At 70.0% G+C, this 11,930-nt stretch carries 10 protein-coding genes; 9 read left to right on the top strand and 1 reads right to left on the bottom strand.

Annotated features, from left to right (window positions below):
• Position 1: 1 nt before the first annotated feature.
• Positions 2–196: a hypothetical protein gene (locus HNO51_RS05185; protein WP_197449969.1), complete on the bottom strand. Its 195-nt coding sequence runs from the start codon at positions 194–196 to the stop codon at positions 2–4.
• 229 nt (positions 197–425) lie between these two features.
• Here HNO51_RS05185 and HNO51_RS05180 point away from each other — a divergent pair, with 229 nt between their 5' ends.
• From HNO51_RS05180 to HNO51_RS05140, 9 genes are all read left to right on the top strand, one after another.
• On the top strand, positions 426–1,637 hold the full coding sequence (locus HNO51_RS05180) for an ATP-grasp domain-containing protein (RefSeq protein WP_209538654.1): 1,212 nt from the start codon (positions 426–428) through the stop codon (positions 1,635–1,637).
• Positions 1,634–3,505: an IucA/IucC family protein gene (locus HNO51_RS05175; protein WP_209538653.1), complete on the top strand. Its 1,872-nt coding sequence runs from the start codon at positions 1,634–1,636 to the stop codon at positions 3,503–3,505. The genes HNO51_RS05180 and HNO51_RS05175 overlap by 4 nt, the downstream gene beginning before the upstream one ends.
• The gene (locus tag HNO51_RS05170) at positions 3,502–4,725 is read left to right on the top strand and encodes an MFS transporter (protein WP_209538652.1); all 1,224 of its coding nucleotides are present in this window, start codon (positions 3,502–3,504) and stop codon (positions 4,723–4,725) included. The genes HNO51_RS05175 and HNO51_RS05170 overlap by 4 nt, the downstream gene beginning before the upstream one ends.
• Complete coding sequence (locus tag HNO51_RS05165; protein WP_209538651.1) at positions 4,722–6,551, top strand: IucA/IucC family protein; 1,830 nt, start codon at positions 4,722–4,724, stop codon at positions 6,549–6,551. Before HNO51_RS05170 ends, HNO51_RS05165 begins: the two co-directional genes overlap by 4 nt.
• Before the next feature lie 29 nt (positions 6,552–6,580).
• Entirely contained in the window at positions 6,581–7,798 is a 1,218-nt protein-coding gene (locus tag HNO51_RS05160) for a type III PLP-dependent enzyme (protein WP_197449964.1), read from the top strand.
• A complete protein-coding gene (locus HNO51_RS05155) occupies positions 7,798–8,616 on the top strand; it encodes an HpcH/HpaI aldolase family protein (protein ID WP_209538650.1) in 819 nt (272 codons plus the stop codon). The genes HNO51_RS05160 and HNO51_RS05155 overlap by 1 nt, the downstream gene beginning before the upstream one ends.
• Positions 8,617–8,768: 152 nt before the next feature.
• Positions 8,769–9,815: an ABC transporter substrate-binding protein gene (locus HNO51_RS05150; RefSeq protein WP_234283569.1), complete on the top strand. Its 1,047-nt coding sequence runs from the start codon at positions 8,769–8,771 to the stop codon at positions 9,813–9,815.
• Positions 9,812–10,840: a FecCD family ABC transporter permease gene (locus HNO51_RS05145; protein ID WP_209538649.1), complete on the top strand. Its 1,029-nt coding sequence runs from the start codon at positions 9,812–9,814 to the stop codon at positions 10,838–10,840. The genes HNO51_RS05150 and HNO51_RS05145 overlap by 4 nt, the downstream gene beginning before the upstream one ends.
• The gene (locus tag HNO51_RS05140; RefSeq protein ID WP_209538648.1) at positions 10,837–11,928 is read left to right on the top strand and encodes a FecCD family ABC transporter permease; all 1,092 of its coding nucleotides are present in this window, start codon (positions 10,837–10,839) and stop codon (positions 11,926–11,928) included. The genes HNO51_RS05145 and HNO51_RS05140 overlap by 4 nt, the downstream gene beginning before the upstream one ends.
• Positions 11,929–11,930: the final 2 nt, after the last annotated feature.

Raw genomic sequence — 11,930 nt, 5'->3', positions numbered from 1 at the left:
TTCAGCGGTCCTTGAAGTCGCGGGTGAGAAAGACGTTCAGCGCGATCACGGCGAGCCCTGCCAACGCCCAGAACAGGAAGCTGCCGTACCACCGCGTCACGCCGGCGAGCAGCGTGTAGGGCACTGCATAGCACAGCGCGACCACCACCCAGAGCAGCCAGATCCCCTTTCCCTGCCCACGCTTGTCCTTCCGCATATGCCTCCCTTGACTTCGAAATGACCCGACACGCCTACAGCCTAGATGATGCGGCCCGGTGGCGTTGGGCGGGCGCTCATGAGCACTGCCAACTATTATTAATGTAAATGATATTGATTCTGTTTTACCATTTGCTCTAGCATGTCCCCCGCCGGCCCATGAGGACGCTCTGCTCCCGACAGGGCCAGGCGCTGCGCTATCGACCCTCGCGTTACAAGGAACCGACGCCATGCCACAACCCATCGTCTTCGTGGCCCACGTGGTCACGGAGGTCCTCAACGAGGGCTTCCTGCCTGCGGCACGGGAACTGGGTCTCGACCCGGTGATCGTCACCGACCTGCCCAACGACCACCGTCGCCACTTCGCCCAGGAAAACCTCGCCGCTTACCCCGAAGCGGTGCTCGGCTGTGACGTGTTCAGCCCCATTGCCATTCTCGAAGCGCTGCAGGAGGCCGGCATCGCGCCGCTGGCGGTGTTCTCCCACAGCGATCACCTGCAGGCCGCCACGGCCCTGGTGGCGGACTACTTCGGCTTGCCGGGCAAGGATTGGCGAGTCTGCTTCGCGGCCAAGAACAAGGCGGCGATGCGCCAGCGTCTCGACGAACTGGCGCTGTCCTCCTGCTGGCACCGCCTGGTGACCACGCCGGAGGAGCTCGGCGAGATCCTTCCGAGCTGCCCCCTACCCTGCGTGGTCAAGCCGCGCGAGGGCGTGGCAAGCCTGGACGTCAGCCGGGCCGACACCCGCGAGGCGCTGATCGCCTGCTGCGAAGGCCTGTGGCAGCGCCAGCCCGGCCAGGCACTGCTGGTCGAGGAGTACCTGGAGGGCGAACTCTATACCCTGGAAACCCTGGGCGACGGCGAGCGCCTCGAGGTCCTCGGCGGCTTTCGTGTCGAGCTGTCGCCACCGCCGCATTTCATCGAGCTGGCCGCCCACTGGGGGCCCGACCTCGCCCCCTCGGTGATCGACGACGTCACCGATCAGATTCGTCGCTTCGGCATCGGCTTCGGCTCCTGCCATAGCGAGTTCGTGCTGACCCCGACGGGCCCGCGACTGATCGAGATCAACTACCGCACCATCGGCGATGGCCGCGAATTCCTCCTCGATGAAGCGCTTGGCATCGAGCTGTTCCGCACCATCCTGCGCCTCCACCTGGGTGAGGCCCTGCCCCGGCTCGATATCGCCAGCAAGGGGTTGCACATCGAGTACGTCAGGGCCACCCGCTCCGGTCAACTGGTGCAGGTCCCCGAAGCGTTTCGCCGCCGCTGGGAGGACGGCTTCGTCGACTTCCACCCCCTGCGCCAGGCCGGCGAGCGGCTGACCCTGAGCCACTCCAACAAGGACTATCTCGGCGTGCTGCGCGCCGCCGGTGACAGCGCCATTCAGCTCAAGGAGCGCGTGGCGGCGACGCTGGCCTCGCTGAGCTGGGAGGTTCAGCCATGACCCGCGAAGCGAGCCCGGCGACCGAGACCGACGAGGCGCGCGGCTACCTCCTGGCCCGTGTCATCGACGCCCTGCTGCGCGAGGACGTTCAAGGCATCACGCGACAGGCACGGGTGCTGGACGGGGTGCCTCCGGCGCTGTCCCGCCTGGATATCGGCCCCCTCACGCCGGGGCCCTGGCTCGAAGTCACGACGCTGGCCTCGGGCACCCTGTGGTTGCCGGTGGCGCCGGAACGCTTCATGCAGCCGTGGCGCTATCGCCCGGGGCCGGTGGTGGCGGCCAGCGCGATGTCCGAGGCTGGGGCGGCGAGGGAGCTGACGGATGCGGCGAGTCTTGTCACCTGGCTCGGCGAGGGCCTGGCGCCGGAGGCGCGCGACTACTACTTCGCCTTCGCCGACGAATGCCGCCAGGCCGAGATCCACCGGCTCGCCTGCCGCGAGGCCCAGGGTGACTACTTTGCCCGCTGCGCGGCCCAGGATGCGAACGGCAGCCACCCCGCCGAGTGGTCGGCCCGCTTCGCCCACTACGACCGCCTGGCATCGTTCCAGGATCACCCCTACTACCCCACCGCCAGGGCCAAGCTGGGCTTCGATGGGGCGGCGCTCCGGCGCTTCGCTCCCGAATTCCAGCCGCGCTTCGCGCTGCGCTGGCTGGCGGTGCCGAAGGCACTCTTCCACCTGAGCGATACGGCGCTGCCCGACTGGTGGCCGAGCGTCGAGCGGGTGGGGCTCGACACTCGCCTGGCCCATGACTATCGGCTGTTGCCCGTGCACCCCTTCCTGTGGGCATCGGGGCTCGACGCCATGCTCGAGGAGGCGGGCCTGGCCGAGACCGTGATCAAGGCCCCCCTGGCAGCCGTCGAGGTCCAACCCACCCTCTCGGTGCGCAGCCTGATGCTCACCGCGCGGCCCGCTACCCATATCAAGCTGCCGCTGACCATCCGCACCCTGGGCAGCCGCAACATCCGCACCATCAAGCCCAGCACCATCGGCGACGGCCACCGCGTCCAGCGTCTACTCGGCGCCATCGCCGAGCAGGATGAGCGGCTCGCCGGGCGCCTGCTTCTCACCGATGAGCACCAGGGCGGCCATGTCGCGGGTCGCCCCTTCCTCGGCTTCATCCTGCGCCGCTACCCGCCGGCGGTCGAGGACGCCACCCTGGTCTCGGTGGCGGGGCTCGTCGCGGCCTGCCCCAGCGGTGCCGTGGTCTACGAGGAGCTGGCCGAGCGTTTCTTCGACGCCGATGTCCGCGCCTTCCTGTGGGCCTACCTGCGGCTCACCTTCGACATCCATCTGCCCCTGTGGCTGCGCTATGGCGTGGCACTGGAGTCCAATCAGCAGAACTCGATGCTGCTGCTGCGCCAGGGCGGCGAGATGCGCCTGTTGCTCAAGGATAACGACGCGCCGCGCCTGGACCGCGCCAGGCTCGAAACCCGCTGGCCGGCGCTGTATCGCCTGGTGGAGACGCTCGAGGACCCGCGCATCTGGTGCGAGTCGCCCCAGGCGCTCGAGCAGATGTTCGTCACCATCACCCTGCAACTCAACGTCGCGCCGCTGATCGAGCACCTGGCCGCGCGCGGCCACGGCGAACGAGCCGAGCTGTATGGCGAAGTGCGCCGAGCCATGGCCCAGAGCCTGGCCGCCATGCCGGAAGAAGACGGATCGCCCGTGATGCAGTTGATGGAACGCGATTTCCTCGACGCCAAGTACCTGCTGACCGCCGGCACCCTGGCCAGCAAGGCGAGCACCGGAGCCTCGGACATCAACAAGTTCTACGGCAGGACGGCGCCGAACTTCCTGAAACAGGTGAGCCTCGGCACCGAGTTCGAGCAGGCATCGTCGGTTGCCCGGCTCGAGGCGACGCCATGAGTCGGGACGAAAGACGGCGGGTGCGGGGCGTCATGCTGTGCCACTTCGTGGCGTCCCTGGCGGCACTGGGCATGCCGCCCTTCTTCGCCATCCTGTTGAGCGAGGAGTTCGCCTCCACGCAGCTTCATCTGGTCGGCTGGCTGTATGTGCTGCCGACGGTGTTTTCCGCCCTGGCGGCGCCCTGGTGGGGGCGCTTCGCCGACCGCTACGGCGCCCGACGCTCCCTGCTGCGCGCCCAGGTCGGCCTGGCCCTGGGCTTCCTGCTGGCGAGCCAGGCCACCTCGGTGGGCGGCTTTGCCCTGGCCCTGACCGTGCAGGGGCTGCTCGGCGGCACCTTTGCCGCCTCCAATACCTGGCTCGCCGGCGAACTCCAGGGGGAGCGCCTGGCCCGGGCGCTCACCGCCATGCAGGCCTCGGCACGGGCCGCCCTGGTCGTCGCCCCGATCCTGTTCGGCTACCTGATCGGCGGGATTTCCCCGCTGACCCTGTACGCCTGGCTCACCCTGCTGCCGCTGGCGGCGGCGGCCCTGGTGGCCACCGTCCCGGCCTCCGGCTCGCCCCGTGAGGCGGTGCAGGCCGCGGATTCGGCGAGCGGCGACAGGCACCACGAGCCGCCGAGCGCCAGCGAAGCGGTGCATCCCGGGCTCCTGTTGTGGCTGCAATTCGGCTTCTCCTTCGCCTGCGTGGTCACCTACCCCTACTTCATCGCCGACCTCCAGGGCCGCTTCGCCGGGCTCTCCACGGTTACGCTGGCCACCCTGTTCAGCCTGCCTCACCTGGTGTACCTCGCGTTCTCCGCGCCGCTGGGCAAGGCGCTGGCCGGCCACTGCCCGCGGCGCACCCTGACGCTCGCCTTCGCCGTCATGGCGCTCGCCTGCTGGGCGCAGTACGGCCTCGCGGGCAGCGACTGGCAGGCCCAGGCCGGCATGTGGCTGGCACGGCTGGCGATGGGGCTCGCCATGACCGCCGCCTTCGTCGCGCTCCATCGGCTGATGAGCGGCGCGAGCCGGCAGCGGGCCGGCCGCCTGTTCGGGCGCCTCGACGCCGCCGCCAAGTGGGCCGGCGTCGCGGCCGGCCTCGGCGCCGGCGTCCTGGCCTCGCGCTTCGGCCTGGCCAGCCCGCTGCTGGCCTCGGCCTGGGTGCTGGCCGCACTCGGCCTGAGCCTGGCGCCGGGCCTCACCCACTCTCTCTCCACTTCCTCGCAAAGGACGCGAACATGACCCTTGGTTCTTCCGCCATCGCCCTGCACCGGGCCTTCAAGCTCCAGGACAGGCACGACCAGGCCAGCACCCGCTCGATCTGGGCGCTGCTCAACGCCTACTGCCGCGAGGTCGCCGCGCCGGCCGGCGAGCTCACCTGGGACAGCCCCTTCGGTGCCCGCGCCTGGCCGCAGGTGATCCAGCAACACCGGCGCCTCAGGGGCGGCCATGTGCTGCAGGTCTCGCTGCCGCTCAGCGGCCAGCTGCTGCTGATCGCGGTCGAGCGCCCCTCGATCACCCTCAACCATGCCTACCGCTCCGAGCCCTTCGGCGCCTGCTTCGGCAAGCCCTGGCAGGCACTGGACTGGCAGCACCTGGCACGGATGCTGCTCTGCGAGCTGGCCCTGCGCTTCGATCAGCCGTTCAACGAGGAGCTGCTGGCCCAGATCGGCAACAGCGTCGAGCTGATGGGGGAGTTCATCGCCGCCGCCAGTGACGACGACTGGGGCCAGGGCGAGGTGGCGTACCTGCGTTCGGAGCAGTCGCTGACCTTCGGCCACGCCTTTCACCCCACCCCCAAGAGCCGCGAGGGGGTCGCGCTCGACGCCATCCGGCGCTACTCGCCCGAGCTCGGCGCAGCCTTCCCGCTGCACTACTTCGCCGCGGCGGCAAGCGATCTCGCCCAGGCCTCCCATCTCGCTGAAGACGCTTATGCGCAGCTGGAGCGTCAGCTACCCGACCTTCCCTTGCCGCCCGGTTATCGGGCGCTGCCGGTGCACCCCTGGCAGGTGGAGCATATTCGCAGCCTGGACGTGGTGCGCCAGGCGCTCGACAGCGGCCGCCTGCTCGACCTGGGGCCGGCCGGCGAGCCCTGGTATCCCACCGCCTCGGTGCGCACCCTGTTCCAGCCCGGCCGCGATCGCTTCCTGAAGTGCTCGCTGCACGTACGCCTGACCAACTGCGTGCGCAAGAATGCCTGGTACGAACTCGAGAGCGCCGTCGGCTTGAGCCGCCTGCTCGATGCCGAGGCCGGCGCCTTGGGCGAGACCTTCCCGGCGCTGACGTTGATGACCGAGCCCGGTTTCGTCACCGCCGACTTCCGCGACCAGCCGCGGGAGGCGCGCATCGCCTTGCAGGAGGCCTTTGGCCTGATCCTGCGCCAGACCCCGGCCTGGGGGGAGGGCGAGACACCGCTGCTGGCAGCGGCGCTGTTCGCCGATACCGCCTCGGGAGGTTCACCGCTGGAGCGCGAGGTCATGCGCCTGGCCCGTCATCGCGGCCTGTCGCGGGAAGAGGCGGCACTGCACTGGTTCGAGGCCTACGTCGAGCACCTGGTCCACCCCATGCTGTTCGCCCTGTGCCGGCTCGGCGTGGTGTTCGAGCCGCATCTGCAGAACGTCGTGGTGGGGCTGCGCCACGGCTTGCCCAGCCATATCTATATCCGCGACCTGGAAGGCACCAAGCTGCTGCCCGAGCCGTGGCCCGATGAGCGTCTGACCAGCCTCACCGAGCGCGCCAGGGCCTCGGTACGCTACCCCGAGGAGCTGGGGATCAAGCGCATCGGCTACTGCCTGCTGATCAACAACCTCGCCCAGGCGGTGTTTTTCCTGGCGCGCGACGATGCCGGGCTCGAGCCGCGGCTATGGCGCTGCCTCGAGTCGAGCCTGGTGCGCTACCAGCAGCGTCACGGCAACGCCTTCTCTGCACGGCTGATCGAGCGATGGCTCGAGGGCGAGCCCTGGCCCAACAAGACCAACCTGCTCAACCGGGTCCTCAAGCGCGCCGACCGCGCTTCCGAGTACGTGCCGCTGGCCAGCCCTTTCGCTCAACCACGCGACACCCAGTGACCCGGGACTCCCTGCTTCAGGAGCAAGCAATGCAACTCCGACTCGACTCCATGGCCCGGGAAGCGGCTCGCCTGCAGGCGGCGAGCGTCGATCCCCTGTGCGCCTATCTGTACGACCTTCCGGCCTTGCGTCGCCACGTCGAGCGTGTGGTGGCGGCACTGCCCGAGCGCTGCGAGATGTTCTACGCCGTCAAGGCCAATGCCGAGGCACCGATCCTGGACGCCCTGGCGGGCCGGGTGGCCGGCTTCGAAGCCGCTTCCGGCGGTGAGCTGGCGCTGATCCGCGAGCGCTTCCCCGAGGCCCCCCTGCTGTTCGGCGGCCCGGGCAAGCTGGTCTCGGAACTCTCTCTCGCCCTCGAGCTCGGCGTCGAACTCATCCACGTGGAGAGCTTGACCGAGCTCGAGCGCCTGGCCCACCTGCTGGAACGGAGCGAGCGACGCCAGGGGGTGCTGCTGCGCATGAACCTGGCGACCGACAACCTGCCCTCCACGCCCCTGACCATGGGTGGCGTGCCCACCCCCTTCGGCATCGATCCCGAGGACCTGGAGACCTGTCTCGCCTTCCTCGCCCGCCATCCCAGGATCGAACTGCGCGGCTTCCATTTCCATCTGATCTCCCACCAGCTCGATGCCGACGCCCAGCTCAGGCTCCTCGGCGACCTGTTTCGCCAGGTCGAGCACTGGCGCGAGCAGCACCGCCTGGACATCGACCAGATCAACGTCGGCGGCGGCATCGGCATCAACTACCGCGAGCCCGGCCGGCAATTCGACTGGGAGGGCTTCTGCCGCGGGCTCGCGCGGCGTCTCGCCGAGCCGCGCCTGCAGCGCTATCGCATCCGCTTCGAATGTGGCCGCTACCTGACCGCCCCCTGCGGCTACTACCTGATGGAGGTGATGGACCTGAAGCGCAACCACGGCCAGTGGTTCGCGGTGTGCCGTGGCGGCACCCATCATTTCCGCACCCCGGCGGCACAGAACCACGACCACCCCTTCGTGCGCCTGCCCGGACTCGACGGCGCGGAGGGGCTGACCAACGCCAAAGTCAGCGTCGTCGGCCAGCTGTGCACGCCCAAGGACGTGCTGGCGCGCCAGGTCGAGGTCGAGCGCCTGGCCATTGGCGACATGCTGCTGTTCACTCTGGCCGGCGCCTACGCCTGGAACATCTCCCACCAGCACTTCCTGTGCCATCCGGCACCGATCATGCGCTTTATCGACGATGAATCGATCGACGACGAGGAGGGCGCGTGATGCTCGGCGCCAATCCGCTCAAGCGTCGTCTCGAACAAGGGGAGTGCGTCTACGGCATGCTCAACTCGGTGCCGACGCCCTGGCTCGTCGAGATGCTGGGCTACGCGGGCTATGACTTCGTGGTGCTCGACATGGAGCACCTGAGCGTCAATCCGGAGTCCGTGGAGCATATGATCCGTGCCGCCGAGTGTGCCGGCATCACGCCGCTGGTGCGGGTGCCCGGGGTCGACGCGGGGGCGATCCAGCGCGCCCTGGACGCCGGCGCCATGGGGGTGGTGGTGCCGCGGGTCGAGAGCGCCGACCAGGCCCGCGAGGCGGTCGCGGCGGCCCGCTTTCAGCCCCTCGGCCGACGCGGCGTCACCGGGGGCAGAACCACCGGCTTCGGGCGGCTGCCGCTCGGCGACTACCTGAAGCGTGCCAACGACGAGATCCTGGTGGTGGTGATGATCGAATCGACCCCCGGAGTGGAGAACATCGATGCCATCGTCGAGGTAGCCGGGGTGGACTGGGTGCTCGAGGGGGCCATGGACCTGGCCCACGATCTGGGGGTGGCCCCGGATACGGGGCACGACAGTGTGCGCCAGGCACTGGATAGGGTGGCCCGGGCCTGCGCTCGCGCGCAGCGCCGGTTCTGTGCGATTCCCCGGGCAGAGGGCCAGCACCGCTACTGGCGGGAACGGGGAGTGGCGAGCTTCCTGGTCGGCGAGGACCGCGGCATCCTGTTCCGGCGCCTACGCGACCTGCGCCGCTCCTTCGACCCCGACCCAGCGGCGCCGGCCGCGGCCATCGGGAGCCCGCCGATGGACGACAAGCCCTGACGGCAGCCAGTCCCATTCGTCACGCTCTGTCCCGGGTCGCAGGCATGTGGCCGGGGATTTTACAAATACCAATGCAAACCATTCATGTTTGAATTACAATTCCCCGCCATATTGCGCTCCATGCTCCATGCCTGTTGGAAGGAAGACGACGCATGCCCTGCGAGTTTCTCTCCCGCCTGTGTCGCGTGCGGCTCGGGGTCGTCATCGCCCTGGGGCTCGCCGTGGCCATCGGCACGGGTCAAGCGGCCCTGGCCGAGGAACAGCCGGCGCCCGCTGCTTCCGATGCCCTGCACGACGACCGGGGTACCCCGATCGACACCATGTCGGTCGAGCGGGTGGCGGCCATCTCGACGTTCGCCGCCGATACCCTGGTGGCGCTCGGCATCTCGCCGGTCGGCGCCTCGACCTTCGGCAGCGAACCGCTGCCCAGCTATCTTGGCGCCCCGCTGGACGGCGCTTCAGAGGATCCGCTGGCCGGCACTCCTGACAACCCGCTGGCCGGCACTCGAAGCCTCGGCCAGCGCGCCAGCACCAACCTGGAGCTGCTCGCCGAGCTCGACCCCGACCTGATCGTCGGCATTCACCGCTACACCGAGCCCCACGCCCGCCAGCTCGAGGCCATCGCCCCGTTCTACGCCTTCGACGTGGTCGGCCTGGAGGACAGCCGGCGAGCGGTGGCGGGCATCGCCGCCGTACTCGGCATGCGAGCCGAGGGCGATGCGCTGAACCAGGCCTTCGACGCGCGCCTCGCCGAGCTCGGCGAGCAGGCCCCCGGGGGCGTCAGTGCCATCCTGCTGGCCGGCGCCGGCGAGTCACCCTTCGCCTACTACGATCACTTCCTGAGCGCCGCGCTGCTCGAACGCCTGAAGGCGACCAACGCCGCCGGCCCGTCGCCGACGCCGGGCCAGACCATCCCCTTCGGCTATGCGATAAACCTGGAGCAGCTGCTGGCCCTGGATCCCGACGTCATCTTCCTGTTCAACACCGGCAGCGAGCGGGCCTTCGCCAACAATCCGGTGTGGCCCTATCTCGAGGCGGTGAAGAACGATCGGGTCTACGAGGTCGGCCCTCACTGGAAGGAGGGCGGCGGTCCCATCGCTCGCCGCCTGATTCTCGACGAGATGGCCTGGCGGCTCTATCCCGAGGCCTTCGAGCGCCCCGAGCTCCCCCCCTCCATTGCCAGTCGCCCCTATCCATGAGCACCGCCCCACTGCCCTCGCCCAGTACGGGCTTGGCCCCGGGGCCAAGCCGCCCGAGCCTCGCCCTTGGCTGCACCCTGCTCGGCGTGGCCATCGCCGCTACCGGGGCGCTGGCCTTGTCGGTCGGCGGCGTGCCGCTGTCGCCCCACGAACTGCTCGAGGTGCTGGCCGGCCGGGTCGATGGCATGGCCGCGGTCCTGGTCATGGAGCTGCGCCTGCCCCGCTTCGTCGCCGGCCTGCTGGTAGGCGCGAGCCTGGGTCTCGCCGGCCAGCTGATGCAGACGGTGACCCGCAATCCCCTGGCGTCACCCGGTATCACCGGCGTCGTTGCCGGGGCCTCGATGGCGGTGGTCATGGCACAAGTCGGCTGGCGGGTGGACGCCACCTGGCTCCCCGCCATCGGCATGCTCGGCGGCGCGGGCGCCGCCGCCCTGACCTTCCTGCTGGCGGCACGCAGCGGCTTCTCGCCGCTGATGCTGGCCCTGGCCGGCATGGCGGTCACCGCCCTGGCGTCGGCCCTGGTCACGGCCTTCCTGTTGTTCTCCGGTGCCCAGGCACAGCAGCTCTACGGCTGGCTGGCCGGTGGCCTGCAGGGGCGCGGCTGGGCCCATGTCGGCCAGATCCTGCCCTGGGCCGCTGGCGGCCTCGTGCTGTCGCTCGCCACCGGCCGCTGGCTCAACCTGATGCACCTGGAAGATAGCGTGGCGCGCTCCCTGGGCGGCGCCGTCACCCTGCTGCGCCTGGGCTTCGTAACGCTCGCCGTGGCGCTGACCGCAGCCTCGGTGGCGGTCGCCGGCCCGGTGGGATTCATCGGCCTGATCGCCCCCCACCTGGTGCGCCTGGTGGCCGGAGTCGACCAGCGCCAGGCGCTGCCCCTGGTGGCCTTGACCGGCGCCTTGCTGGTCACCCTGAGCGATCTGCTCGCCCGCACCCTGGCGGCGCCACAGGAACTGCCGCTGGGACTGTTCACCGCGCTGATCGGTGGCCCCCTGTTCATCGCCCTGATTCGCTCGAGAACGCCATGACCCTCTCCGCTCATGCCGGGACACCTCCGCAGCCCTACCACACCGCCGACTCGCCCGCACGGGACCGCCTGGGGCTTCTGGTCGTCGTGCTGATGGGCCTGGTGATCCTGGGGGCACTCGCCAACCTGCTGTTCGGCGCCGTCACCCTGTCGCCCGGCCGCGTGTGGCTGGCGCTGATCGGCGCCAGCGGCCCGGCGGCCGGCGACCCGGTGGCCCAGGACATCATCTGGAACCTGCGCCTACCGCGCCTGTTGCTGGGGGCGCTGATCGGGGTGCACTTCGCCATTGCCGGGTCACTGCTCCAGGCCGTCATGCGCAATCCCCTGGCCGATTCGGGAGTGATGGGCATCAATGCCGGCGCGAGCCTCGCGGCGGTGCTGGCCTTCGCCGCCGCGGAGCGCCTCGCCGGCGACGGCAATCCCTATCTGCGGGCGGCCCTGAGCCTCGACTGGCTGCCGCTGATCGCTTGCGGCGGCGGGCTGGCGGCGGCGGCGGCGGTCTACCGCCTGAGCTGGAACCGCGGCTCGACCCCGGTGCGGCTGGTCCTGTGCGGCATCGCCGTGGCGGGCCTGCTGAGCGCCCTGACCACCGGGGTCCTGGCCGGCTGGGCCCAGGCCACCACCGAGACGGTACTGGCCTGGCTCTCGGGCAGCCTGTATGGCCGCGACTGGGAGCATCTCGCCGCGCTGCTGCCGTGGACGGCGGTCAGCCTCATCCTGCTACCGCCGCTGGTGCGGGGCGGCAACCTGCTACAGCTCGGCGACGACGTCGCCGCCACCCGCGGGCTCGGCGTCGAGCGTTCGCGCTTCGCGCTGCTGCTGGTGGCGGTGCTGTTCGCCGCCAGCGCCGTCGGCATCGCCGGCCCCGTGGGCTTCGTCGGCCTGATCGTCGCGCACGTGGCGCGGCTGCTGGTCGGCCCCTCGCTCGGGCGCCAGCTGATCGTCAGCCCCTTGTGCGGTGCCCTGCTGGTGCTCGCCTCCGACCTGATCGGACGCGTCGTGCTGGTGCCCGCCGAACTGCCCATCGGCGTGGTCACCTCGCTGCTCGGCGTGCCCTTCTTCCTCGCTCTGCTGGCCAGGAGGCCCTAGAC

The sequence above is a fragment of the Billgrantia sulfidoxydans genome (assembly GCF_017868775.1).
In the GTDB taxonomy this organism is placed as follows: domain Bacteria; phylum Pseudomonadota; class Gammaproteobacteria; order Pseudomonadales; family Halomonadaceae; genus Halomonas; species Halomonas sulfidoxydans.
Note: the sequence above shows the minus strand (reverse complement) of the source record. Positions and strands in the feature narration are given on the sequence as shown.

Coding starts and splice junctions, on each gene's coding strand:
- HNO51_RS05185 (WP_197449969.1), bottom strand. CDS start 196: ATGCGGAAGGACAAGCGTGGGCAGGGAAAGGGGATCTGGCTGCTCTGG.
- HNO51_RS05180 (WP_209538654.1), top strand. CDS start 426: ATGCCACAACCCATCGTCTTCGTGGCCCACGTGGTCACGGAGGTCCTC.
- HNO51_RS05175 (WP_209538653.1), top strand. CDS start 1,634: ATGACCCGCGAAGCGAGCCCGGCGACCGAGACCGACGAGGCGCGCGGC.
- HNO51_RS05170 (WP_209538652.1), top strand. CDS start 3,502: ATGAGTCGGGACGAAAGACGGCGGGTGCGGGGCGTCATGCTGTGCCAC.
- HNO51_RS05165 (WP_209538651.1), top strand. CDS start 4,722: ATGACCCTTGGTTCTTCCGCCATCGCCCTGCACCGGGCCTTCAAGCTC.
- HNO51_RS05160 (WP_197449964.1), top strand. CDS start 6,581: ATGCAACTCCGACTCGACTCCATGGCCCGGGAAGCGGCTCGCCTGCAG.
- HNO51_RS05155 (WP_209538650.1), top strand. CDS start 7,798: ATGCTCGGCGCCAATCCGCTCAAGCGTCGTCTCGAACAAGGGGAGTGC.
- HNO51_RS05150 (WP_234283569.1), top strand. CDS start 8,769: ATGCCCTGCGAGTTTCTCTCCCGCCTGTGTCGCGTGCGGCTCGGGGTC.
- HNO51_RS05145 (WP_209538649.1), top strand. CDS start 9,812: ATGAGCACCGCCCCACTGCCCTCGCCCAGTACGGGCTTGGCCCCGGGG.
- HNO51_RS05140 (WP_209538648.1), top strand. CDS start 10,837: ATGACCCTCTCCGCTCATGCCGGGACACCTCCGCAGCCCTACCACACC.